Source organism: Pseudomonas sp. NFX183, from assembly GCF_047943075.1.
Lineage (GTDB): Bacteria > Pseudomonadota > Gammaproteobacteria > Pseudomonadales > Pseudomonadaceae > Aquipseudomonas.
Map to the genome: position 1 here is coordinate 2,230,527 of NZ_CP181333.1, position 25,037 is coordinate 2,255,563.

16 protein-coding genes are annotated in these 25,037 nt (G+C 62.5%); 6 read left to right on the forward strand and 10 right to left on the reverse strand.

Going from position 1 to position 25,037, the window contains the following annotated elements; genetic code table 11:
- Positions 1 to 216 precede the first annotated feature (216 nt).
- The 3 genes from ACM530_RS10260 (at position 217) to ACM530_RS10270 (ending at position 4,535) form a co-directional block, all read left to right on the forward strand.
- Positions 217 to 3,090, forward strand: coding sequence for an EAL domain-containing protein (locus ACM530_RS10260; protein WP_416364718.1), 2,874 nt, complete (start codon positions 217 to 219; stop codon positions 3,088 to 3,090).
- Between the two features lie 162 nt (positions 3,091 to 3,252).
- Entirely contained in the window at positions 3,253 to 4,119 is an 867-nt protein-coding gene (hexR, locus tag ACM530_RS10265; protein WP_010168370.1) for a transcriptional regulator HexR, read from the forward strand.
- A 221-nt stretch (positions 4,120 to 4,340) separates the two neighbouring features.
- Positions 4,341 to 4,535, forward strand: a complete 195-nt coding sequence (locus ACM530_RS10270) for a PA3496 family putative envelope integrity protein (RefSeq protein WP_145158291.1) — start codon at positions 4,341 to 4,343, stop codon at positions 4,533 to 4,535.
- Here ACM530_RS10270 and ACM530_RS10275 read toward each other — a convergent pair.
- The gene (locus tag ACM530_RS10275) at positions 4,465 to 5,439 is read right to left on the reverse strand and encodes a LysR family transcriptional regulator (RefSeq protein WP_145158288.1); all 975 of its coding nucleotides are present in this window, start codon (positions 5,437 to 5,439) and stop codon (positions 4,465 to 4,467) included. The genes ACM530_RS10270 and ACM530_RS10275 overlap by 71 nt on opposite strands.
- Positions 5,440 to 5,634: 195 nt before the next feature.
- Between ACM530_RS10275 and ACM530_RS10280 the strand changes: the two genes are divergently transcribed.
- Positions 5,635 to 7,050, forward strand: a complete 1,416-nt coding sequence (locus ACM530_RS10280; RefSeq protein WP_003213442.1) for an acetyl-CoA carboxylase biotin carboxylase subunit — start codon at positions 5,635 to 5,637, stop codon at positions 7,048 to 7,050.
- An 11-nt stretch (positions 7,051 to 7,061) separates the two neighbouring features.
- A complete protein-coding gene (gene oadA, locus ACM530_RS10285) occupies positions 7,062 to 8,870 on the forward strand; it encodes a sodium-extruding oxaloacetate decarboxylase subunit alpha (protein ID WP_416364719.1) in 1,809 nt (602 codons plus the stop codon).
- A gap of 79 nt (positions 8,871 to 8,949) precedes the next feature.
- Here the strand turns inward: oadA and ACM530_RS10290 are convergent, their stop codons facing one another.
- The 5 genes from ACM530_RS10290 to ACM530_RS10310 form a co-directional block, all read right to left on the reverse strand.
- Positions 8,950 to 10,263 carry an autotransporter outer membrane beta-barrel domain-containing protein gene (locus tag ACM530_RS10290; RefSeq protein WP_416364720.1) on the reverse strand — a complete coding sequence of 438 codons (1,314 nt, stop codon included), beginning with the start codon at positions 10,261 to 10,263 and terminating at the stop codon, positions 8,950 to 8,952.
- A 110-nt stretch (positions 10,264 to 10,373) separates the two neighbouring features.
- Positions 10,374 to 13,343 (reverse strand): autotransporter outer membrane beta-barrel domain-containing protein, encoded by a 2,970-nt coding sequence (locus tag ACM530_RS10295; protein WP_416364721.1) that lies wholly within the window; start codon positions 13,341 to 13,343, stop codon positions 10,374 to 10,376.
- 153 nt (positions 13,344 to 13,496) lie between these two features.
- Positions 13,497 to 14,168: a GNAT family N-acetyltransferase gene (locus ACM530_RS10300; protein ID WP_416364722.1), complete on the reverse strand. Its 672-nt coding sequence runs from the start codon at positions 14,166 to 14,168 to the stop codon at positions 13,497 to 13,499.
- Between the two features lie 10 nt (positions 14,169 to 14,178).
- Positions 14,179 to 14,625: a GNAT family N-acetyltransferase gene (locus tag ACM530_RS10305; protein WP_145158276.1), complete on the reverse strand. Its 447-nt coding sequence runs from the start codon at positions 14,623 to 14,625 to the stop codon at positions 14,179 to 14,181.
- A complete protein-coding gene (locus tag ACM530_RS10310; protein ID WP_145158274.1) occupies positions 14,622 to 15,260 on the reverse strand; it encodes an FMN-binding negative transcriptional regulator in 639 nt (212 codons plus the stop codon). Before ACM530_RS10310 ends, ACM530_RS10305 begins: the two co-directional genes overlap by 4 nt.
- A gap of 87 nt (positions 15,261 to 15,347) precedes the next feature.
- Here ACM530_RS10310 and ACM530_RS10315 point away from each other — a divergent pair, with 87 nt between their 5' ends.
- Complete coding sequence (locus ACM530_RS10315) at positions 15,348 to 16,940, forward strand: PLP-dependent aminotransferase family protein (RefSeq protein WP_416364723.1); 1,593 nt, start codon at positions 15,348 to 15,350, stop codon at positions 16,938 to 16,940.
- Here the strand turns inward: ACM530_RS10315 and ACM530_RS10320 are convergent.
- The 4 genes from ACM530_RS10320 to ACM530_RS10335 form a co-directional block, all read right to left on the reverse strand.
- Positions 16,896 to 21,488, reverse strand: a complete 4,593-nt coding sequence (locus ACM530_RS10320; protein WP_416364724.1) for a dermonecrotic toxin domain-containing protein — start codon at positions 21,486 to 21,488, stop codon at positions 16,896 to 16,898. The two genes, ACM530_RS10315 and ACM530_RS10320, sit on opposite strands and share 45 nt — an antisense overlap.
- A gap of 295 nt (positions 21,489 to 21,783) precedes the next feature.
- The gene (locus ACM530_RS10325) at positions 21,784 to 22,875 is read right to left on the reverse strand and encodes a polyamine ABC transporter substrate-binding protein (protein ID WP_145158264.1); all 1,092 of its coding nucleotides are present in this window, start codon (positions 22,873 to 22,875) and stop codon (positions 21,784 to 21,786) included.
- Entirely contained in the window at positions 22,872 to 23,906 is a 1,035-nt protein-coding gene (locus tag ACM530_RS10330) for a histone deacetylase family protein (RefSeq protein ID WP_404486018.1), read from the reverse strand. The genes ACM530_RS10325 and ACM530_RS10330 overlap by 4 nt, the downstream gene beginning before the upstream one ends.
- Positions 23,907 to 24,038: 132 nt before the next feature.
- The gene (locus tag ACM530_RS10335) at positions 24,039 to 25,031 is read right to left on the reverse strand and encodes an AraC family transcriptional regulator (protein ID WP_416364725.1); all 993 of its coding nucleotides are present in this window, start codon (positions 25,029 to 25,031) and stop codon (positions 24,039 to 24,041) included.
- Between the last annotated feature and the right edge of the window lie 6 nt (positions 25,032 to 25,037).

Sequence of the window (25,037 nt, forward strand, 5' to 3'; positions counted from 1 at the left end):
CGTCGGGCGTGTTTGGAGCCGGACAAACATTCTGGCGGGGCTGATGACCGGTCGGTCATAGGCCACAGCCCGCGCAGCACCTCGCTCAAGCTGTCTGGCTCCGAGTTTTGCGGCGGATTATCGTGCGGTTTTTATGACTTGGAGCAGTTTGGCCCAAGCGTTTGCTTGTGTATGCTCCGTGCACGTTTCGGGCTCACCATTATAAGAACACTGCCTATGACTCTCAGTCCTGACCTGTTCGGCCCTTCGGCGGCGCCTGCGCAGATCATTCGTAAACGTTATGCAACCGAGATGGCGGTCGAACGCACTCGCCTGCTGTACCAGGGCTCATTGCTGCCGACTTTATTGATGTTGGTGAACGGCCTGGTCTGCGCCTGGTTGCTGTGGAACCCCAAGCAATATCTGTTGGACAGCGTGTGGCTGGTCTGGCTGCTCGCCCTGGTGGCCTTGCGCGTGATCCAAGTGGCCGCGTTTGATTCGGCCATGCCCAGCCGCCAGGCTCAACCGATCTGGCGGCGCATGTTCATGCTCGGCTCGGCGGTCAGTGGCCTGACGTTAGCCACCGCTGCCATCGCGCTGGTGCCGGCGGACAGCTTCATGCAGCAGGCCTGGGTGTTCGGCCTGATCGGTGCGGCAATGCTGTCGGCCAGCGTCGCTTACGCGGTGAGCCTGCCCGCATTCCTGTCCTTTGCCGTGCCGTGTCTGGTGCCGGCCATCCTCTATCTGTTTTGGAACGGCACGGCGCAGCAGCAAGGTTGGGGCGTGCTTGGTCTGATCCTGCTGGGTTCTCTGAGCCTGGTGGCGTGGCAGGTCAACCGCCTGATCCAGCGTGGCCTGCTGCGACGCTTTCAGAACCAGGCGCTGATCGAGCATTTACAGCAGGCGCAGCAGCGCAGCGAGCAGTTGAATCAGGAGCTGGTGCGCGAAGTCGAGCAGCGCCGCCAGGTCGAACAGGACCTGCGCGAGGCCCAGATCGGTCTGCAAGACCGCGTGGCGCAACGCAACCAGGAACTGGACGCCGCCAGCCTGGCCCTGAACAAAAGTGAAGCGCGCCTGGCCATGGCGCTGCAGGCCAGCGAACTGGGGCTGTGGGACTGGAACCTGCAAACCGACGAAGTCCATCACACTCAGCTCAAAGAGTTGTTCGGCCTTGAACCTGAATACGTCACGGCAATGCTCAGCCACCTCAAGCCGCGCCTGCACCCCGACGACTTGCCGCTGCTCAAGCGCGCACTGGTGGAGCATCTCAAAGGCCGTACCGAGGACTATCAGGTTGAATACCGCGTGCGCCACGGCGACGGTCACTGGGTCTGGATCGAAGACCGCGGCCGCGCCGTGGAGCGCTCGCCCAGTGGGCGGGTAACGCGCATGCTTGGCACCCGCCGCGACATCAGCGCCGGCAAGGCCCTGGAAGAACAGCAGCGGCTGGCCTCGACCGTGTTCGAGGCGGCCAGCGAAGGCATCGTGATTCTTGACCCGAACTATGCGCTGATCGCCGTCAACCAGGCTTTCAGCCGTGTCACCGGTTTTGAAATCGACGACATGCTCGGCCGCAACGTCGTGGAACTGCCCAGCAGCCGCGACGCCCGTCGTCACTTTCCGGTGATTCGCCAGGCCCTGCTCAGCCACGGTACCTGGCAGGGCGAGCTGGTCGAAACACGCAAGAATGGCGAACTGTATCCCCAATGGCTGCAACTGAACGTGGTGCGCGATGTTCGCGGAAATGTCAGCCACATTGTGGGCTTCTTCGCCGATCTGTCGGCGCGGCGTGAGTCTGAGGAGCGCATGCGCTACCTCACGCACTATGACGAGTTGACGGGCCTGGCCAACCGTTCGCTGTTCCGCGAGCGACTGCGCGAAGCCCATGCGCGTGTGCGTCAGGGCGGGCGTAGCCTGGCGTTGCTGCATATCAACCTGGACCGCTTCAAGTTGCTGAACGACAGCCTGGGCCATGAAGTCGCCGACCAGCTGTTACAGAAAATGGCGCGTCGCCTGATCAACGCGTTGCCCGAGGCTGACACCATTGCGCGTCTGTCCGGCGATGAGTTCGCCGTGCTGTTCGACGCCTACGGCAACCTGTCGAGCCTGGCGCGAGTGGCCACGCGGCTGCTGGCAAAGCTGCGGGTGCCAGTGACGGTAGACGGGCATGAGCTGGTGGTCAGCGCTTCAATGGGTGTCAGCCTGCTGCCGGACAATGCGCGGGAAATTTCCGCGTTGGTCAGTCAGTCGAACATGGCCATGCAACATGCCAAGCACTTGGGCGGCAATAACTTCCAGTTCTACACCGACAGCCTGCAAGCCAGCACGCTTGAGCGTTTGCAGCTGGAGAACCACTTGCGCAAGGCCATCGACGAACGCCAGCTCACGGTGTTCTATCAGCCGAAACTGTGCCTGGCCACGGGCAAGCTGAACGCCGCCGAGGCGCTGATTCGCTGGGAGCATCCGCAGTGGGGCATGGTGCCGCCGGGGGACTTTATTGGCCTGGCCGAAGAAACAGGCCTGATCGTGCCGCTGGGCGAATTTGTCTTGCGCCAAGCCTGTTGGCAGGCGTGCGAATGGCAGCGCCAGGGGTTGGCGCCGATTCGGGTGTCGGTGAACCTTTCCGTGCACCAGTTGCGCCAAGGCAAGTTGGTCAGCCTGGTGCGCCAGGTGCTCGAAGAAACCGGCCTTGACCCGCAATACCTCGAATTGGAGCTGACCGAGAGCCAGTTGCTCGACAGCGTCGAGCACATCATTGCCACCTTCCAGCAACTGCGCGACCTGGGCGTGAAGCTGGCCATTGACGACTTTGGCACCGGCTACTCGTCCCTCAGCTACCTCAAGCGCATTCCCGTGGATTACGTGAAGATCGATCAGACGTTCATTCGCGGCCTGGGCCAAGGCCGTGAGGACGCTGCGATTACGCGTGCAATCATCGCCATGGCCCATGGGCTGGCGCTCAAGGTGGTGGCCGAAGGCGTGGAAGATCAGCAGCAGCTGGATTTCCTGCGAGGGGAGCGCTGTGACGAGGTGCAGGGCTATCTGATCAGTCGGCCGGTGGAGGCCGAGGGGCTGGCAGATTTGTTACGCAAAAATGCAGACTTTCCTTAAAGACGGCCAGCCCGCCTGTGTGGCTACACGGCGGCTGCCCGCTGATTCAAAGGGCATCAGGGCGATTTAGTGATGCATCGGACGGGCAAAACGGCAATTCTTGTAGTATAACTACAAGCTTGCTACATCCCTGGCGCCTGCCAATAACAAGAGTCCTGCCCTTTGAACCTGTTGCAACATATCGCCCAGTCGCGCCACCTGTTACGCAAATCGGAACTCAAGGTTGCCGATCACGTGCTGCTTGACCCTGCGGCCGTGATGCACAGTTCCATGGCCGACCTGGCCCACAGCGTGGGCATCAGTGAGCCGACCATCGTGCGTTTTTGCCGCGCCATCGGTTGCTCCGGGTTCCAGGACTTGAAACTCAAGCTGGCCCAGAGCCTGGCGGCGGGTGCGAGCTTTGGGCAATTTGCGATTCATGAAGACGATTCCGTCGCCGACTACAGCCTGAAAATCTTCGACACCACCTTGCACACCCTGATGGAAGTGCGCGAGAAGCTCGACCCGGTGGAGTTGCAGAAGGCCGTGACCGCAATGTCCCAGGCCCAGCGCGTCGAATTTTACGGCTTCGGTGCGTCGGGCGCCGTTGCTGCGGACGCCCAGCACAAATTCTTCCGCCTGCTGCTCACCGCAGCGGCTTACAGCGATCCGCACATGCAGGCGATGTCGGCGGTCACGCTGAAGCCGACGGATGTGGCGATCTGCATCTCCCAGTCCGGTCGCTCCAAAGACTTGCTGATCACCGCCAACCTGGTGCGTGAAAGCGGCGCGACGCTGATCACGCTGTGCCCAAGCCAGACGCCATTGGCAGAGCTGTCGACGGTCAACCTGGCGATCGACGTGCACGAAGACACCGAAATCTATACCCCGCTGACCTCGCGCATCGCCCACCTGGTGGTGATCGACGTGCTGGCGATGGGCGTGGCCATGGCGCGCGGCCCGAGCCTGGTCAACCACCTCAAGAGCGTGAAGCGCAGCTTGCGCAGCCTGCGTCTCTCGCCAAAATCGGTCAAAGCCCTCGACGACTGATTCAGGATCGCACCCGGTCCAAATGTGGGAGCTGGCTTGCCTGCGATAGCGTCATCTCGGTTTAACTGAAAAACCGCAGTGCCTGCATCGCAGGCACGCCAGCTCCCACAGGGAATCTCCTTCAATTTCGGAATATTCATCGTCCTGTAACCCCCACGCCGCCAAACCGTCATCCGCCGCGCCCATCCTGAACTCCCCGTACTCGCATTGGGAGACTCAACATGGCCCGGCAATACGAAGACAGCAGCACCGTCAAAACCCGTCGTCAGCAAGAAGACCAGCGCCGCATGGCGTTTCGTCGCGCAATCGAAGACCGTTGCGAAGAGCGCCAATTGCTCCAGAGCATCACGGACTACCCTGAACTCCACTGGCAGGCACCCGCGGCTGCCCAGCGAAACGCTCAGCCAACGCGCTGATCTGCACCCGCTCGCTGCGGATAAAGCCCAGGAACGCATGGGCCACCGGTGACAGGCGCTTGGCCTTGGCCTGCACCAGGCACCAACTGCGGTACAGCGGCAGTTCTTCCACCGGCAGCTCCTTGAGCCCGCCGGTGGCCAGTTCCAGGTTGATCGCGTGGCGCGTCAGCAGCGCCACGCCCAACCCCGCGCTCACGCATTCACGCTGCGCCTCGGCCGAGGCCACTTCCACTGTTTGGGTGAAATGCACGCGCTTTTCCTTGAAGTACTCCTCGCAGGCCAATCGCGTGCCGGAACCCGGCTCGCGCACCAGCAGCGTGTAAGGTTCCAGGTCCTGCAGGCGCAGCGGACCTTGAAGGCTCAAGGGGTGGTCGAGCGGCGCCACGGCGACAATCGGGTTGTTCAGGAACGGCAGAAATTCCAGGCCCATGTCCTGCGGCACCATGGACATGATCACCAAGTCATCACGGTTGTCTGAAAGCCTTCGAATCACCTGGGCACGATTGACGACTGTCAGGTGCAACTGCACCTCGGGGTGCTGGCGCTTGAAGGCGGCAAACAGGTGCGGCACGAAGTATTTGGCACTGGATTCGATCGCCAGCTTCAGCTGGCCCTGCAGCGAGCCCTGCATGTCCGACAGCTGCATATCGAGGTTTTCCAGGCGCCCGAAAATATCCCGGCTGGCGCGTTGCAAGGCTTCGGCGGCCTCGGTCATGTAGAGCTTTTTGCCGACGTAATCGAACAACGGCTGGCCGATCAGCTCTTCCAGCTGACGAATTTGTAGGCTTACGGCCGGTTGTGTGAGGGACATTTCCTCGGCGGCACGGCTGTAGGAGCGCAAATCACAGACTTCGTTGAAAATCTGCAACTGGCGTAATGTCATACGCATCAATGACTTACGCATTATCTGAATACTCTCGCCCCAGGCCGTTCGGCCAACTATAAGTGTTTACTTATACACAACCCAATAATTATTGATTTTTGTTAATCCTCCGTTGCGCCTAGTGTGTGTCTCGCGACTGTCATGAAACATTTGGTCACGCGCCGACCCGGACTCAGCGGGTTGAAGACGCAGCAATCGGCTCAAGGGAATTTCCAAGTGATAAAAAAGATCCTGATCGCCAACCGTGGTGAGATTGCCGTACGAATCGTGCGTGCCTGCGCCGAGATGGGCATTCGCTCGGTCGCGGTTTACTCGGACGCCGACCGCCATGCGTTGCACGTCAAACGTGCCGACGAAGCCCACAGCATTGGTGCCGAGCCTCTGGCCGGCTACCTGAACCCGCGCAAGCTGGTGAACCTGGCCGTGGAAACCGGCTGTGATGCGCTGCACCCCGGTTACGGTTTCCTGTCGGAAAACGCCGAACTGGCAGACATCTGCGCCGAACGCGGGATCAAATTCATCGGCCCGTCGGCCGAGGTGATTCGCCGCATGGGCGACAAGACCGAAGCGCGCCGCAGCATGATCAAGGCCGGCGTACCGGTGACGCCCGGCACCGAAGGCAACGTTGCCGACATCGCCGAAGCCCTCACCGAAGGTGACCGCATTGGTTACCCGGTGATGCTCAAGGCCACCTCCGGTGGCGGCGGGCGTGGTATCCGTCGCTGCAACAGCCGCGAAGAACTCGAACAAGCCTTCCCTCGCGTAATTTCCGAAGCCACCAAGGCCTTCGGTTCGGCGGAAGTGTTCCTGGAAAAATGCATCGTCAATCCCAAGCACATCGAAGCGCAGATCCTCGGTGACAGCTTTGGCAACGTGGTGCATCTGTTCGAGCGTGATTGCTCGATCCAGCGCCGCAACCAGAAGCTCATCGAAATCGCTCCAAGCCCGCAGCTGACCCCGGAACAGCGCGCCTACATCGGCGACCTGTCGGTGCGCGCAGCCAAGGCCGTGGGTTACGAGAACGCCGGTACCGTGGAGTTCCTGCTCGCCGAGGGCGAGGTGTACTTCATGGAGATGAACACCCGCGTGCAGGTGGAACACACCATCACCGAGGAAATCACCGGCATCGACATCGTGCGTGAGCAGATCCGCATCGCCTCGGGCCTGCCGCTGTCGGTAAAACAGGAAGACATCCAGCACCGTGGTTTCGCGTTGCAGTTCCGCATCAACGCCGAAGACCCGAAAAACAACTTCCTGCCCAGCTTCGGCAAGATCACCCGTTACTACGCACCCGGCGGCCCCGGCGTGCGTACCGACACGGCGATCTACACCGGCTACACCATCCCGCCGTTCTACGACTCCATGTGCCTGAAGCTGGTGGTGTGGGCGTTGACCTGGGAAGAAGCCATGGACCGTGGCCTGCGTGCCCTGGACGACATGCGCCTGCAAGGCGTGAAGACCACCGCCGCCTATTACCAGGAAATCCTGCGCAACCCGGAATTCCGCAGCGGCCAGTTCAACACCAGTTTTGTGGAAAGCCACCCTGAGCTGACCAACTACTCGATCAAGCGCAAACCCGAAGAGCTGGCCCTGGCTATCGCCGCCGCCATCGCCGCCCACGCAGGCCTGTGAGGAATACAACAATGTCCAAGAAAATCTTTGTCACCGACACCATCCTGCGCGACGCCCACCAATCGTTGCTGGCGACCCGCATGCGCACCGACGACATGCTGCCGATCTGCGACAAGCTCGACAAAGTCGGCTACTGGTCGCTGGAAGTCTGGGGCGGCGCGACCTTCGACGCCTGCGTACGTTTCCTCAAAGAAGACCCGTGGGAGCGCCTGCGCAAACTGCGCGCCGCATTGCCCAACACCCGCCTGCAAATGCTGTTGCGCGGCCAGAACCTGCTGGGCTACCGCCACTACAGCGACGACGTGGTCAAAGCCTTCGTCGCCAAGGCGGCCGTGAATGGCATCGACGTGTTCCGCATCTTCGACGCCATGAACGACGTGCGTAACCTGCGCGTGGCCATTGAAGCGGTGAAAGCCGCCGGCAAACATGCCCAAGGCACCATCGCCTACACCACCAGCCCGGTGCACACCATTGATGCGTTTGTGGCCCAGGCCAAGCAAATGGAAGCCATGGGCTGCGACTCGGTCGCCATCAAAGACATGGCCGGCCTGCTGACGCCGTACGCCACGGGCGAGCTGGTCAAGGCGCTCAAAGCCGAGCAGAGCCTGCCGATCTTTATCCACTCTCACGACACGGCGGGTTTGGCCGCGATGTGCCAACTCAAGGCCATCGAAAACGGTGCCGACCACATCGACACCGCCATCTCCAGCTTCGCCTGGGGCACCAGCCACCCAGGTACCGAGTCGATGGTTGCCGCCCTCAAAGGCAGCGAGTTCGACACCGGCCTCGACCTGGAGCTGCTGCAGGAAATCGGTCTGTATTTCTACGCCGTGCGTAAGAAATACCACCAGTTCGAAAGCGAATTCACGGCGGTCGACACCCGCGTGCAAGTCAACCAGGTGCCGGGCGGGATGATTTCCAACCTGGCCAACCAGTTGAAAGAGCAGGGCGCGCTCAACCGCATGAGCGAAGTGCTGGCCGAAATCCCGCGCGTGCGTGAAGACCTCGGTTTCCCGCCGCTGGTTACCCCGACCTCGCAGATCGTCGGCACCCAGGCGTTCTTCAACGTGCTGGCCGGCGAGCGCTACAAAACCATCACCAATGAAGTGAAGCTCTACCTGCAAGGCGGCTACGGCAAAGCGCCGGGCACGGTGAATGAAAAACTGCGCCGCCAGGCCATCGGCAGCGAAGAGGTGATCGACCACCGCCCTGCTGACCTGCTCAAACCGGAAATGACCAAGCTGCGCGGCGAAATCGGCACGTTGGCCAAGTCCGAAGAAGACGTGCTGACCTACGCGATGTTCCCGGACATCGGGCGCAAGTTCCTTGAGGAGCGTGACGCCGGCACTTTGAGCCCGGAAGTGCTGTTGCCGATTCCTGAGGCCGGCGGCGTAGCGCGCGCCGGTGGCGAAGGCGTGCCGACCGAGTTCGTGATCGACGTGCACGGTGAAAGCTACCGCGTGGATATCACCGGGGTTGGCGTCAAGGCCGAAGGCAAGCGCCACTTCTACCTGTCCATCGACGGCATGCCCGAAGAAGTGGTGTTCGAACCGCTCAACGAGTTCGTCAGCAGCGGCGGCAGCAAGCGCAAGCACGCGACCGAGCCGGGCCATGTCAGCACGGCAATGCCGGGCAATATCGTCGACGTGCTGGTCAAGGAAGGCGACGTGGTCAAGGCTGGCCAGGCCGTGCTGATTACCGAAGCCATGAAGATGGAAACCGAAGTGCAGGCCGCGATTGCCGGCAAAGTTTCTGCCGTTCATGTGGCCAAGGGCGACCGGGTCAACCCTGGCGAAATCCTGATTGAAATCGAAGGCTGAATAACAGCCTTCAAGACGACCGCTTAATCCTCGGGGGGGCAGGTGCCCCCCTTTTTTTTCGCCTGAAATAAAGTGTGGGTCAAAAGCCCATGGCCCATTGGCCCATCAACCCCTGATTGCGGCTGTTGCTGCCAACGTCAGCGGTGTAGGTCAGGCCCAACGTGTGCTGGGTCGACAGTGCAAGGTCGAGACCGGCGCGCAGGCCCAGGCTGTTGCGATCCAGGGCGGTGCCTCTGAGGGTGAAGCCGCTGTCGAAATCATCGCGTTTATCCCATGCCGAAGATTGGCGAACCGTGCTGCTGACGTCGCCATAGAGGTGCTGCCAGCGTGTACTCAAGTGGGGCGTGAGGCTCATCTGATTGCCCAGGGCATACAGGCTCGACAGGCGCAGGCCGAAGGTGCTGCCCAGGTTCTGTTGGGTTTGTTCGCCGACGTTAAGGGCTGTCACGCCACCTTTTTCCGTGAAGCTGTCGCGGTGATAGCGCTGCCAACCGAGACCGGCAAAGGGTTCGATGCTGATTGCGGCACCGCCCAGCTGATAACCCAACTCGACGAATGCGTTCTGGCTCTGAGCGCTGTACTTGCCCTTGAGTTGGTCGCGCAAGTTGAGGAAATCGACGTCGACGCTGCGTTTATTTCGCCCGTCGTGGTGGCTGTAAATCGCCCCCAGGCGCAGTGCCAGCGGGCCGTCCTGGCGCAAGGCATAGACGCCCAGGTGCCAGCTTTCCAGTTCGGCCTTGAAACGTTTGGCGTTCAGGTTGCTGCCTGACTTGGCCCCCATGACGCCGACGCGCCAGGCGGGGTTCACCGACCAGTCGGCGCCGACCATCAGGCCTTGTGTGCGCTGTTGTAAACCGGCGCTGCCGCGCTGGTCGTCGAGCTTGCCGCTGTTGCCCAGGCCGTTGAGCCACACCCGAGCGCCTTCGCGTGTCTGGCCGCTCAGCTCGCGGATCGCCGACAGCAGGTTGGCGTTCAGCTGTTTCAGGCTGTCTTGGGTGGCGGTGCCCAGGTTGGCATGCTGGCTGCCCGCCAATTGCTCAAGCACCGCGCCGACGTTGCCTGGCGCCAGGCTGCCCAGGTAACTGCCCAGGTGCTCAAGTGCATCCTGTTCCCGCTTGCCCAGCGCGCCAGACTCCAACAGTTGATCAATGGCGTAATCGAGCATGATCGCCGCCTGTTTACCGTTATGGGTGGTGGCATGCTCGACGAAGTAGAACTCATCGCCAGGCGCGGGAGGCGCGCGGTCGTGCACGGCGGGCAGGTCGCCCAGAGGGATCTCGTTAAGCCAGTCGCTGTCGTGCTCCATGTCCCTCTGCGCTTGTGCAAACGGAGCAGCAGTGACCACCAGCATGAGGGTAAGGGCTTTAGCGAACTGTTTTTGTGCAAGTGACATGTAAATCCAGCCTCATGGAATAAGAGGCCGGGAATTTAGCGAGATGACGGGGCGATAACTGTCAGGCTACCGACCCCTGATTCGCGGGAGTTGTCTTTAGTGCTGAGCGATTAAAAACTCATCTGCCATTGGCCGACCAACGCGTGATTGCGGCTGTTGCTGCCCATCTCGCCGGTGTAGCCCAGGCCCAGGCTGTGGCGCGCCGACAAGCCGACGTCCAGCCCGGCTTCGAGTAGCAGGCTGTTGCGGTCCAGAGCGCTGCCTTCGACATTGAACGCCGTGCCGCCGGCCAGGAAAGCCTGACGCGTGCTGCTGTCGACATCGCCGTAGGTGTGCTTCCAGCCGGCGCTGACACGGGGCGTGAGGCTGATGCCGTTGTCCAGTTGGCTCAGGTGCGCCAGGCGCAAACCGAATGTGCTGCTGAAATTGTCCTGGGTCTGACCGTCGACATGCAGCGCGGCGGCGCCGCCTTTTTCGTTGTAGCTGTCACGCTGGTAGCGCTGGTAGCCGAGGTTGGCGAATGGCTCGGCACTCAGGTGGCCGCTGCCCATGGCATAACCGAGTTCGGCAAAGGCCTGCTGGCTGTTGGCGTCATAGTCGCCTTTGGGGCGGTCGTTGAAACCGTTGAAGGCCACCGTGCGTTTGCTGTCGCCCTGGTGCCCGCTGTAAGCCGCGCCCAGGCGCAAGGCCAGAGGCCCACTCTGGCGCATGGCGTAGACGCCGGCGTGCCAGCTGTCGACGCTGCCGTCCACGCCGGTGGTGTCCAGGTCGGTCTTCGAATAACCGCCCAGCAAACCCACGCGCCAGTCGCTGTCGAGGGCCCAATCGGCCCCCAGCACCGTGCCTTTGGTGCGTTGGGTCAGGCCGTTGCTGCCGTGCTCGCCGTCGAGCTTGCCGTAGCTGCCGATGCCCTGCAGCCACAGGCGACCGCGCGCGTTCGGGTCATTGAGGTTGCGCGCCTCACTGGGTACGCCGCTGGCGGCGAGCACTGGGGTGTCGCGCTGATCAAGCCCGACCATCAAGCCCGCGCCGCCGCCCAATTGATGCATCGCCGCAAGCATGCTGTTGCCTATTTGGGCGCTGGCGCCGAGGGTGGCGCCCGTGAGGTTGGCAGTGCTGCTGCCGGCCAATTGCTCGATGGCTGCACCTGCCGTGGCGGTGGTGGTGGAGAGCAAGGCGTTATACAGCGGATTGTGAGTGCCCAGGCCTGCCAGGCTGTTGGCCGCGCTGGCGCCGTTGCCGGTACTGGCGAACTGATTGAAGGCAATGTCGTTACGGGTGTACGTGAGGCCGACTTGGGTAGGGCTGTAATCCAGGCTTGGCGTGAGGAATGCATAGTCGCTGGTGACGGTACCGAATTGACCCGTGATGCTGCCGGCTTGCAGCACGGTGTAATGGCTCTGCCATGGATACGTGCCGCTGGCAGGGTTGATTGCCAGGGTTGCGCCATTGAGGTTGGCCGTGCCGCCTACCTTGATCGGCGCGCTGCTGCCATCGGCATTCACGCCATAGGCCAGGGTCGAGCCGCTGCCCATGGTCAAGTCGCGGGCGATGGTGGCGGTGCCCAGCGCGGTATTGGTTTGCAGCGTGCCGTTGACCACCAGGCTGCCCACCGAGCCACCCCCGGCGTAAATACCGCCGGCATCGACTGTCACGTTACCGGCAATGCCACCCTGGTTGATCAGTTTGGCACCGCTGTAAATCTCGCCGCCGTCGCTGAAATCGCCGCTGCCGGTGAGGGTCCAGGTGCCTTGTTTCACGGCCAGCCATTCGACGTTGCGGCTGTCACCGAAACTGCCGCCTGCAGCATCATCCAGGCTCAGTCGGTCGTAGCCGGCGCCGCCATCCACCAGGCCGACAAAGCGGCTGCCATTGAGCAACACCAGCGTGTCATCGCCGCCGCCCAGATCCAGAGCCAGGCCATTGCTGCCGCTGATGGTGCCGCCGTTGATCACGGTGTCGGCAAAGTTGCCGACAAACTTCACGCCAAAGCCATTCAGACCCTCAATGACGCCGTGGTTTTCCAGGGTGGTCGCGGCAACGCCCGGGCCGTCGCTACCGTCGTCCACCAGGATCGCGTTGTTGGCGCCGCTGACCCGCGCACCCTTGGCGTTGTACACATAGCCGCCGCCCAGGGCGATGCCTTCGCTGCCGTTGGCAAAACCATTTTTGTCGACACCGCCGGCACCGATGCCCTGGATGATGCCGTAGTTTTCGATATGCGCGATTTTGTCGATGTCCACGCCATCGCCGTCGCCATCCGGCTGCAACCCGGAGAACGCGCCGGTGATGGTGCCGTGGTTGATCACCGTGCCGTCGCCGTCGGAGCCAAAGCCCGAGCCGTTGCGGCCAATCACCGTGCCGTAGTTGGTCAGCGACGCACCCAGGTCGGTGGTGATGCCATGGCGACCGCCGGAAATCAGGCCGTAGTTGGTCACCGTCACACCGGTGGCGGAGTCGATATCGACGCCGTCGAATTTGTCATCGCGCGAGAACGTGTCGCCGGTGGAGACCTCGCCATAGTTGGTAATGTTCGCGTTGGCGCCGGTCTTCATGCCGTCACTGGCATCGCCACGAATCAACCCACCGGCGCGGTTGATGATCGTGGTTGTCACGTTGGCGCTGCGGATCGCATCCAGGTCCAGCCCTTGGCCGGTGGCCGAGCGAATGGTGCCCCTGTTGTCGATCAACAAACTGCCGCTGGCAAAATTGCTGTTGATGCGCAGCGCGTCATTGGCGCCCTGGATCACACCGCCCGCGAGGTTGTAGACGCTGTAGTTGCGCGCCCCGGTGAGCGTGCCCGAACTGTCGATAGCGCGCCCGCCGCTGGAGACCAGCTTGCCCGCGTTGGTGATCACCACGCCCGCACCGCTGGTGCCGTCCTTGAGCGTGACGGCCACGCCGGAGGTGGTGAGGCTGCCCGCCGCCGTGGTGGTCAACGAATCACTGCCGGTCAGGGTTTTCCCCGTGGTGGTGGGCGTGTCGATCTGCACGGTTTTGGTCGGCGCAGGCGCCGCTTCAGCAAGGCCGCTGGCCAATAACGTGATGGCGAGTGCGAGGCGGTGGGGCGACGGGGGCATGGCGGACGACCTTGTTATGGAAACGAGTCGACCTGTATAGCGAAGGGTGGTTGCAGGAATGTGTCGGAGAGATGACAGCAGTGGCCCCGCTGCAGATCAACTGTGGGAGCGAGCAAGCCCGCTCCCACAATGGTTTTGTGTTGTGGCTGAGAATCAGGCCCGGCACTCGGCCAGTGTTTTCAGTTGGCCAGAACCATGCTGGTTCGCCTCGGACAGCCACGCTTCAAACCCCGCTCCAAGGGTTGGCCATTCCGAATCCAGGATCGAATACCACGCCGTATCGCGGTTCTGTCCCTTGACCACCATGTGCTGGCGGAACACGCCTTCAAAGCTGAAGCCCAAGCGCTGCGCCGCGTATTTGGAACGGGCATTGGCGTTGTTGCACTTCCATTCCAGGCGACGGTAGCCCTGCTCGAAAGCGTGTTTGGCCAGCAGGTACACCGCCTCGGTGCTTTTGGGCGAGCGTTGCATCGACGCGCCGAAGGTCACGTGGCCGATTTCGATGCGGCCCTGGGCCGGGACGATGGACATCAGGCTGAGGATGCCTTGCACCTCGCCGCTCTGGCGGTCGATCACGCTGAAGAAATACGGGTCGCTGTGCTGGGCATGGTTGTTGAGCCAGGCATCAAACGCGGCGCGCTCGGGGAAGGGGCCGTAAGGCAAGTAGTCCCAGAGCTTCGGATCGGCGCCCGGGCCTTCAAGGGCCCGAAACAGGCCATCGCCATGGCGCGCGGGGTCGAGTTTTTCCAGGCGGATAAAACGCCCTTCGAGCACTTGAACGGTGGGCGCGGGAACGCCTTTCCAGTCGGCGGGTGAGATAGGCATGCGGGGCTCCTTAAAGACCTTTGCGAAATTGGATAAAGCCAGGACGTTCGGCAATGCGTTCGTAGAGTTGAATCGCGGTGGCGTTGGTCTCGTGGGTCAACCAGTGGACCTTGCAGCAACCGTCAGCCTTGGCGGTGGCGTAGACAAACTCGATCAGCTTGCGACCCACGCCGCTGCCGCGTTGGGCCGGCTCCACCAGCAGGTCCTGCAGGTAGCAGGAGTTTTCGATGCTCCAGTTGGAGCGGTGGTAGATGAAGTTGACCATGCCCACCGCCTTGCCGTCCTGCCAGGCCAGGGCGGAATGGGTCGGCTCACTGGCATCGATCAGGCGTTGCCAGGTGCTTTGGCTGACGGCGTCGGGCAATTGGGTTTCGTAGAACCTCAAGTACGCCTGCCACAGTGGTAGCCAGGCGGCATGGTCGGCTGCGGTGACGGGGCGGATATCGATCTGGCTCATTCTGTGCCTCCTTGAGGGATAAAGCGCGCGAGCGTCTGATCGCGCACATCAATGCTGGCGGCCAAGCCCTCGCGCACGCCGTTGATATCGGCCTGGCTGCGGTTCTGGCTGAGTTTGCGTTTGCCGATCAGGCGCTCGATGGGCAGGGCGAAGCCGACGATGGCCTTGAGCATGCCGTCAATGTAGTCGGCGGGGGCATCGCTGACGCTCCAGGGCTGGGCGCGGTTGCCTTCGTGGCGATCGGTCAGCGCCGTGACCACCGCCAGCAAGCGCTCGGCATCGGCAAATACCTCGGCCTTGCCGTACGCATGCACGGCGATGTAATTCCAGGTGGGCACCACTTTGCCGTGCTCGGCCTTGGCCGGGTAAAACGCCGGGCTGATGTAGGCGTCGGCGCCGGCAAAGATCACCAGGGCTTCGCTGCCATTTTGCAGGTCGCGCCATTGGGGGTTGGCCTTGGCCATGTGCCCGTAAAGCGTACCGTTCGGGCCTTGATCGGGGTTGAGCAGCAGCGGCAGGTGACTGGCCTGCAGGCCCTGCTCGCCAAAGGTCACCAACTGCGCCAGGCGAGTGTGCTGGATCAGTTGCTGCAGTTCGGGCAAATCGTCGAGGGCAAAGGCGCGGGGTGTGTACATGGAAATATTCCTTGGCGAATGCCTGCATCCTAGGCAGGCTATTGGTCTGTTGTAAGAGCCAACTGGCACCAATTTCATAGGTCCAATATGTCGTCCATCACACCGCCGCTGTCATTCAACCCCGCTGGGATTGAGCTGGATCGCCGCCTGGGTTTGACGCGCCAGCTGTATGACGCCCTGCGCCAGCGCGTGTTGGACGGGCGGCTGGTCAGCGGCACGCGGTTGCCCGCCACCCGTGATCTGGCGGCGGCGTTGTCGATTTCCCGCAACAGTGTGGTGCGCGCCTATGACCAGCTGTATGCAGAGGGATTTATCGAGAGTCGCGTTGGCGACGGCACCTACGTTGCCCAGTTGCCGACGCCGAAAAAACTATCCACAAAAGTATCCACAGGGTTTTCAACAGGCTTATCCCCAGCCTTATCCACAAAATGCGCGGATTTGCCGGAAGATCTGGACCATGAAGTTATCCACAGCACCAGCCTGGCGCGGGTAAAAACCAACCATCTGTCCCGGCCTCCGTCGGGGCCGCCACGGGCATTTCGCGTGGGTGTGCCTGCCTTTGATCTGTTTCCGTTTGAGGTCTGGGCCAAGCTGAATGGGGCTTTTTGGCGCAAACCGGACCTTGAGCAGCTGTGCTACGGCGACCCGGCGGGTGACGCGCGCCTGCGCGGTCTGATTGCCGCTTATTTGCGCAGCTCCAGGGGAATGCAATGTGCCGCTGAGCAAATTGTGATCACCTGCGGCGCGCAACAGGCAATCAGCCTTTGTGCACAGTTGCTGGTAGAGCCGGGCGATGGCGTGGCGGTAGAAAATCCGGGCTACCGCGCCGCCGGTCACGCGTTTACCCTGGCCGGTGGGCGCCTGCACGGCGTACCCGTGGACGGCGAGGGCATTGACTGCCAGGTGCTCAATACCCTGAGCGATTGTCGCGTGGCGTATGTCACCCCCTCCCACCAGTACCCGTTGGGCGTGGTCATGAGCCTGGCCCGCCGCCTGGAATTGCTGGCCTGGGCCGAGCGCACGGGCGGTTGGATCATCGAGGATGACTACGACGGCGAGTACCGCTACAGCGGCGCACCCTTGTCGCCTTTGGCCGCGCTGGATCGCAAGGGGCGGGTGTTGTACGTGGGCACATTCGGCAAAGTGGCGTTTCCCGCGTTGCGTCTGGGTTACCTGGTGTTGCCGCCGGCCCTGGTGGATGCGTTTGCGCGGCGCCGTGCGGTCGACATGCGCCACTCGGAGGTCAGTACCCAGGCGGTGATGGCGGAGTTCATGGCGGCGGGGCACTTTCAGCGGCATATCCGGCGTATGCGACGTGCTGCACTGAGCCGGCGTGACGCGCTGTTGAGCGGCTGGCCCGGTGAGCTGCCGGGCGTGAGCAGCCTGCCCACTGTCGCGGCAGGCTTGCACCTCACGGTGCGAGTGGACAGCCTCGCCCGCGAACAGCAATTGGTGGCGCAGGCCCACGCCGTGGGGGTCGAGGTCAATGGCTTGAGCGCCTATTGGCTGCCGGATTCCAGCACTGCTCCCGACCAGCGCGCCGGGCTGGTCTTGGGGTTTGCCGCCGTGCCGCCGGCGAGCATCGCGCAGGCGCTTGGACGGTTGTACCGCGCCTGGGGTTGTCAGCCACCACCTTCAGCGCCGGGGCACCGGCAAGGCGGCAGTCTTGAAGAACAGTGATCGCGCCAGCAACGGCCCGATCTCACTGCGGTACACCGCGATATTGTCGCGGTCATCGGCCTTGGCCGGCGCTTCATACTTGCCGCCCAGACGCCGCTGCGATTGGGTCTTGAGGTGCGCGGCGGTGTAGGCCTCCTCGGGACTGACCAGGTCCTTGTAGTGAAAGTGGGCGTACCACAGCGCATTCGAGTGTTTGGCGTCGAGGATTTCGTACTCCTTCAAATAGCCCTTGTGGCGGCCGGAAAGCTTGCTGCGTGGGCCTGGCAGCGGTTTGATGATGATCTCGTTTTCACGGTACAGCAGTTCGACATGCGCGGCCGTCGGTGGGCGCTGCTTGAGCATGTCGAGCCGGGTGCGCAGGCCCTCGGCGTAGAGGCGTTTGATCGCGGCATCGAGGCTGCGGTTGATCAAGGCGGCCGACGGTGAGCCGCTTTCGGTCATATTGCTGGCGGTCAATGCCTCCTCAATGTCCTCGCCAGCCTGGGCCAGCTGCGCGGCGCGGCGGTGGAAACGCTCTTCGATCTCCACGGGCAGGCGTTTTGCCTCGCCGGCCAGGCGCTGGGTGCGCGTGATGAACTGTTCGACATCGTCGAGCAGCGCCTGAGCACTGGCGATACCGGCGGCCACGTTTCGCGACTGCGCCCGCGCAGTGGGCCGCGCCCCCGTACGCTCACGCTCAACCCATACCCCGTCCTTTTTATGAAACAGGGCAATCACCTTGCCGGTCAGTGCTTGCTTGACCTCCACCAGCGGGGTCGGTTCTCCCCGTTGTGGCGGGCGTTCTTCGCCGACCACGATGCCCTGGAAGCGGGTCTTGATCACCTTTTTCTGCGGTCTGGGCACAGGCGTCGAGGGACCGGCAATCGCCGACTCCAGGGCCTTGCGCTCGCGCAGCAGCGTGGTCATTTGCTTGACCGCCCGTTGGGCGAACTCTTCGGTGAGCTGCTGCAAGGTCTCCAGGGCCGGGCGATGCACGTCCAGTGGAAAATCGGCCGGCAAATCGGCCAGGCTTTGATCCAGTCCAGTGAACTGGTCTACCAGGCTGTCGAGGACCTCGATCTGTTCATCCAGCGTGGCCAGATTGTCTGGCTGCAAGGCTTCGCACAGGCTCTGTACCGCCAGTTCGGCCCGATCGACCATCTGGGCGATCACCGAACGGGCAGTGTCTTTGCTGGCCGAGGCGGCTTCATTCACGCAGAGGAAGCGTGACAGGGTGATCCGGAACGCCTTGAGGTCATCCAGCGTTATCTTGGGCAGCACCTGTTCGTGGCGCAGCACCAGTTCCACGCCTTTGACCCCCAGGGCGCGGGCCTCCTTGAACCGTGATTGCAGGTAACTGATGCGCTCGACCATGGCCTGGGTCGACGCGTCGACGGCACGGCAGTCTTCCAGGGCCATCGGGGTGTCTGGCAAGTCCTCGTTGTCCAGGTATTCAGACACGGTGTGCAGGCCGTCTCGAAAGCGGATCATCTGTTCGGCGGTGGCACTTCGCGCCAGGATCATCTGGTCATGCAGGTAGCCGAGCATGGCTTCCTGATACGTCGGCACGGTATCGAGGATGTTCAGCGATTTGAGCTGGGCGATCGGTACGTCCAATTCTTCCAGGCGCCTGCTGACGTGCGTCAGGTAGGTGGTGCGGGCCTCTGCGCGATCGGCCGGTGGCGCGTGATCGATGGCCTGCTGCAAACCCATCATGTCCTGGCGTCGTTGTTCGACATGTGTGTCGAAGGCTGCCAGTTGCTCACGCAGTTCGCGGATTTTCGGCGGCCTCAGGCGCTGGCCTTTCTGTCGCCGGCTGCGCATTCCGCCGCCGCGCAGGCGCAACCGGGTGTCGACAAACCATTGGCCGAGACGGTTGCCAATCAAGGCCGGGCCTTCGCGGTTTGGGTCTTTGGGGTCGATGATCAGCACGGTGTCGTTTTCATCGAGCGTCACTTCGAACCAGCGCTGCGCCACCGGGACGTACCACGCCTGGCCCTTGGGGTAGAGGTGCAGATGAGGGCCGGGCTGGGTGATTATGTCGCCCAGCCCGGCGGGTTTGGCCAGGCTGAAACTGTCCAGTGTCGCGTCCAGGCTGTTGCGGTTACGCGTGAGGGCGCCGCGGGTGTGGAGGTTGATGTCATGGTCAGTCGGCAGGTGCGCGGTGTCGAGCGTGGGGTGCTGGATGATCGACGGTTTGGCCGGTAACGACGCTGCCGGCGGCGGGCGTTTTTCAGGCGCACGCGCCGGCGCGCGCTGCAGGCTGATGTGCAGCGCCAGGGCCATGCCCAGGGTCAGAAAAAAGTCCACGGCAGCACTCACGCCCGCCGTTTGATCGCCGCTTTCTCGGGCCTCGATAACCTGCTGCAGGTCATCCATGAGTTGCCAGATCCAGGCTGCGGCGCCCGCTGTGCGGCCCATGAACGGCAGCGCCGCATTCAGAACAATCCAGCCTGCATGCTTGAAGCTTTCCCAGCGAGCCTCGGCATTGGACACCGATTGACGGTCGGCCAGTGTCAACAGGGCGCGGGCGTTGGCGTTGTACAGCACCGCGAGGCAGTCCGCGCCCAGCGCCTGGGTGCCGAACTCAATCGGGCCGCTCATCACCATCGAACTCACCGGCTCGCTGAGCAGCGTCGGCAGGACCCAGGGTGAAGGCACGCTGCCGGGGAAGACAAACTGGGCGTAATCCTGGCGCACAGCGTCGGGCAACCAGGCCAGTACCGACTGGCGTAACGGCGTGTCCTGCTTGATGGCGTAAAGCAGGTTGGCCTGTGAGGGAAACTGCACCAAGGGTTCGTTGGACAATGGTCGATACAACAGGCAAGGGCCACTCGCAGGGTCCTGTGGCCCAATGAGAAACATGTTATCGACGCTGTCGGTGGCGCCGCTCACGCGCCACCGGGGGCGCAGTGTCAGCGGCCGGATTACCACGGTGACGCCATCCACTCGGCGGTGTTGCGCGCTGCTGGCCATGACCGCGTGCACGTAGCGATAACCCTGTTCGTCAACGTCGAACAGGCCTCGAATCTTGTACTGCAGCGCCAGCAAGGGCAGTTGCAGGCTCAGTTGTCCGGCGTACAACTGTTGGCGCCGCAAGGCTTGCTCGGGATTGGCCAGCAGCAGTGTGTTGACCCGTTCGGGGTAGTGCTTGCCGATGTCTGCCTGGGTGACCAGTTGCTCCAGGTAGTCTGCGGTCATCCACGCGGGTGTCGGGCTGCCGTTCTGGTAACTCACAGTCTTGTTGCCCAGCGGCAGCGCGACGAGGTTTTGCAAGGCCAGCTCGACCAGGCTCAAGGTCAGGGTTTGCGTCTGGCTAGGCAGCGCGACGGTCCCCCACACGACTTGGCTGGTGATCGTTATTGTCACGCGGTCCAGATCCAGTGATGAGGCCTGCGGATGGTCCTTGATGAGCGCTGTGCGCAAGGCCGTGCGGGTGAAGTCGGTGAGGGTTGGCAGTTCGTCCATGAAGGTCTTGCCGTCGCTTTGAAGGCTCAGCGCGGCCAGGTCCATCATGTAGCGCCCGTAGGCTGACTGATCGGTTTCGGAGGCCTGCAGCAGCCAGGCCGGCAATGCCCGTCGCGTGGTGCCAATACGCGACTGATCGAGAAGCGCCAGCTCGGCCCCTTGCATGCCGATAGCGCGGGCGGGCAACAGCGATTTGGGGGCCGCATCGGCCAGGTCGAGATCGCCCATGGCTTCGATTTGCAAGCTGATCAGGCTGAAGGCCTGGTGTTCGAAAAAGTTGCCGTCCGGTTCCAGCAAGCGCCAGTTCAGGGTTTTGCCGGGCAAGTCGGCGATATAGGGCAGCAGTGCCTGGCCGAAGGCCTCCAGGCTGGCAAATTTTGCATAGCCGGTATCGATCGAGTAGCTGAGGATGATGGTCTGTTCACCGTGATGCGCGATCAGCACGGCCATGGCCGTAACGCTGATGTGCTGGGCGCCGTTGGCGTCCTGCGCATCGATGTCCACCAGGTAGGCGCGTGTCGCGTACGGGTCGTGGGGCTGGCGCTTGACGAACTCGGGACAGTGGAACACCGCCCGCGCCACGGCGCAGTCGTCGGCGTTCCAGCCATGAACCTCCTGCACGTTCCACACATCGCGCAGCGACTGGGCAAATAGCTGCCAGCGTGGGCCGGTGGTGCCTGCGCTCCGGTTCCAGAAATCTATCTGTTGCTCCTGGAAGGCCACGAACAGCAACGGCGCCAGCTCATTGATCAGTCGGCCTATCGCGTCGATCCTGACGGGCAGGTGCACGTCGGGACCATTGCCTGAGGGGTACGCCAAGTAGTGTTCGCGATCAAGGTAAGTCACTGGCACGCGGGAGATTGCACTGCGTGTCAGGGCGCCGGTGAGGGTGTCCGTTGCCGGCTTGGCGGGGATGATGTCGCCGCCCAGTTCGAGCCATTGCGGGGCGTTGACGATGGCCAGGTCCGGGTTGATATCCAGCTCCGGATACAGCTCGCGCAGCGCCGCACGCAAGGTGGTGCAAGCCACTTCACGCAGGGACGGGCCGGTGGCCAGCTGCGCTAGTAATCCGCTGTTTTCGGTTGGAACGAGGTCTTTCATGGGCACTCCTTGGCCTTGAGAAATACGCGAGGTCGCCCGTGGGCCTCAGCGCGCAGACCCTGGCTGTAGCGGTTCCTGGCTGATCTTGCGGCGACAATCGCGCTCACGTTAGGCGCGATGAGGAGGGGGCGGGCATTACTTAGTTAGCGGCGGCGGGGAGTGTGCGTTGCCGGTGGCCGACGGGCTCAGCGACCAGGGAGGTTGCAGCGCTGCTCGGGTGGCAGGTTCTTTTGTGAGCAGATGGGTGGCGGACAGTCAGTCTCAGGGTCACTGACTGTCCGTTGGCGGTGGGGTGTCAGGTGCCCGACTTGATCTTGGTCCAGGCCCGCGTGCGAGCGCGCTCGGCGTCGCGCCCCAGTGGTTTCAAGGTGTAGAGCGTGGCCATGGCCGCCTCGGTCGGGTACAGGTTGGGGTTGTTGCGAATCGACGCATCCACCTGCTCGGTCGCGTCTTTGTTGGGGTTGGGGTAGCCGACAAAATCGCTGATTGGCGCGATCACCTGTGGTTGCAGCAGGTAGTTGATAAAGGTGTAGGCGTCCTGCGGGTTCTTGGCGCCTTTGGGGATGGCGAGCATGTCGAACCAGATCGGCGCACCTTCCTTGGGCAGGCGCATGTCCACGGTCACGCCGTTCTTCGCCTCTTTGGCGCGGTTGGCGGCCTGGGAGAAGCTGCCGGAATAGCCGACGGCCACACAGATGTCACCGTTGGCGATATCGGCCATGTACTTGGAGGAGTGGAAGTACGTGATGTAGGGGCGGATTTTCATCAGCAGCGCTTCGGCTTTTTCATAGTCCTTGGGGTTGTTGCTGTTGGGGTCAAGGCCCAGGTGTTGCAGGGCCAGCGGCAGAATCTCCGAAGGCGAGTCCAGCAGCGCGACGCCGCACTGCTTGAGCTTGCTGATGTTTTCTTCCTTGAAGATCAGGTCCCAGCTGTCCACCGGTGCGTTGTCACCCAGCGCGGCCTTGACCTTGGCCGGGTTGAAGCCGATGAGAATGGTGCCGTACATGTAGGGCACGGCGAATTTATTGCCCGGGTCGTTGGCTTCGATCAGCTTCATCAGCTTGGGATCGAGGTGGTTCCAGTTCGGCAGCTGGCTGCGGTCCAGCGGCTGGAATACGCCGGCTTCGATCTGTTTGGCCAGAAACACGTTGGACGGCACCACCACGTCATAGCCGGAGTTGCCGGTCAGCAGCTTGGCTTCCAGCGCCTCGTTGGTGTCGAAAATGTCGTACACCAGCTTGATGTCGGAGTGCTGTGCCTTGAAGTCATCCAGCGCTTTGGGCGTGATGTAGTCGAACCAGTTGTAGACCCGCAGGGTTTTCTCTTCGGCATGCGCCGCGCCACTGATAACGGCGGCGCAGAGCACGAGTGACTTGAGCATGTTCATTGGGCTGCCCCTTCAAAACCTTCGAGAACGTTGACGGCGTTGATGCCGATTTCTTCCACCGCATAGCCGCCTTCCATCACGAACAGCGTGGGTTTGCCCAGCCGGGCGATACGCGCGCCCATGGCCAGGTAATCCGGGCTGTCGAGCTTGAACTGCGAGATCGGGTCGTCCTTGAAGGTGTCCACACCCAGGGACACGACGATGATGTCGGCGCCGTAGCGCGTAATTTCCTGGCAGGCCTGCTCCAGCGCGGCGCTCCAGGTGTCCCAGCCGGAGCCGGCGGGCAGCGGATAGTTGAAGTTGAAACCTTCACCCGCGCCGTCGCCCAGCTCATCGGCATAACCCAGAAAAAACGGAAATTCCGCTTCCGGATGGCCGTGGATCGAGGTGAACAGCACATCGCTGCGCTCATAGAAAATCGACTGGGTGCCGTTGCCGTGGTGGTAATCCACATCGAGAATCGCGACTTTTTTGTGGCCCTGATCGAGAAAGGCCTGGGCGGCGATGGCGGCGTTATTGAGGTAGCAATAACCGCCCATCAAGTCGCTGGCGGCGTGATGCCCCGGCGGGCGGCACAGGGCGAAGGCGCTGTGGGCGCCCTGTTGGATGGCGGCCTGGGCGGTGAGGGCGACTTGCGCCGCGCTGTAGGCCGCTTGCCAGGTGCCGGCGGTAATCGGCGCGCCGCCGTCGAAGCTGTAGTAACCGAGCTGCCCGTGCAGGCTGGTGGGCAACACGCGGCGCAAGGTGCGGGCGGGCCAGGTGTAGGGCAGCAGGTCGCCGTCCTGGCCAAATTCGGTCCAGCGCTCCCAGGCACCTTTGAAGAAATCCAGGTAGTCACGGCTGTGAATGCGTTGCAGCGGTGCCAGGCCAAAGTCCTGTGGCGCGTTGACCGGCCCCAGTTCACGGTCCTTGACCCGTTGCAGCACGTGGTCGGCACGCGAGGGCATCTCAAAGCACGGCATCAGTTGCCCGTCCATCAGTTCGCAACGGCCGTGGTGCAGGTGGTGATCGTCCGAGTAGATCGTCAGCATTTGTTGTTCTCCGCAGGCTGTATCGGTGGATGCAGTCTTGCGGCGGACGCGGTTTATGAGAATGGCAGGAGCGGCCAAAAGGGGATGAATATGGCCAAATTGTCTGTCCGAAATTCGCCCCTCAATGGGGCGTCACGGTCGAAATTGGCTCGGCGCCACGCCACTCCAGCGGACAAACGCATGCCTGAAGCTTGCCGTTTCGCTGAAGCCCAACGCCTCGGCAATCCGATAGATCGGCCATTGGTCTTCGGCCAGCAGTTGCTTGGCGCGCTCAAAGCGCAGCTCGTCGAGCAGTTCCTGATAGCTGCAGCCCAGGTCGTGCAGATGCCGACGCAGGGTGCGCGCCGAACAGTTCATCTGCTCGGCCAGGCCTTCCAGGCCAGGTGCCGCGTTGAGTTGGGCGGTGAGCAGCTGGCGAATCCTGCCCAGCCAGGCCTGGCGCCCGGTGAACTCCAGGTTCTGTTTGCGGCAGCGCTCGGCCATGGCCTGGTGGGTAATTGCGTCAGCCAGCAGCAGCGGCCGGTCGAGCCAGTGCTTGTCGAAGGCAAAGGCGTTGGCGGTGGCCTGAAACTGCAACGGGCAAGGGAAGCGTTCGGTGTAGCGCGTGCGGTAGTCCGGGGCGTCATGTTCAAAGCGTGCGGCGAGCAGCGGCAGGGGCTGGCCGAGCAGGTCGTCGCAGATCACCTTGAGCGAGGCCAGGCACAGTTCGACGTTGAACATTTCCAGCGCAGGGTTTTCGCGGTAGTCGCTGGCGGTGAACCAGATGCGATCGCCGTCCTCTTCAAGGCTCAGCTCGAAAAGTGTTCCCAACAGCGCCGGATAACGCAGGGCCAGGCGCAAAGCGTCACCGAAGGTGGCACTGGTGAGCAGGGCGTAACCGAGCATGCCGTAGGCCGACACATGCATTTGGCGCCCCAGCTCCAGGCCGACATCCTGGCGCAGGGCCACGGCGTTGGCACACACACGCATCTCCTGATTGGTGGTGATGCGCGTGTCGGAGCGGCTCAGGTCCGCCGCGCAGATACCACTGCCGGCCAGCAGCGCCTCAAACGGCAAACCTTCGGCCTTGAAAGTGTTGAGCACCAAAGAGACGGCATTGAGGGTGGTGAGGTGGGAGTGCAGCATGGGAAC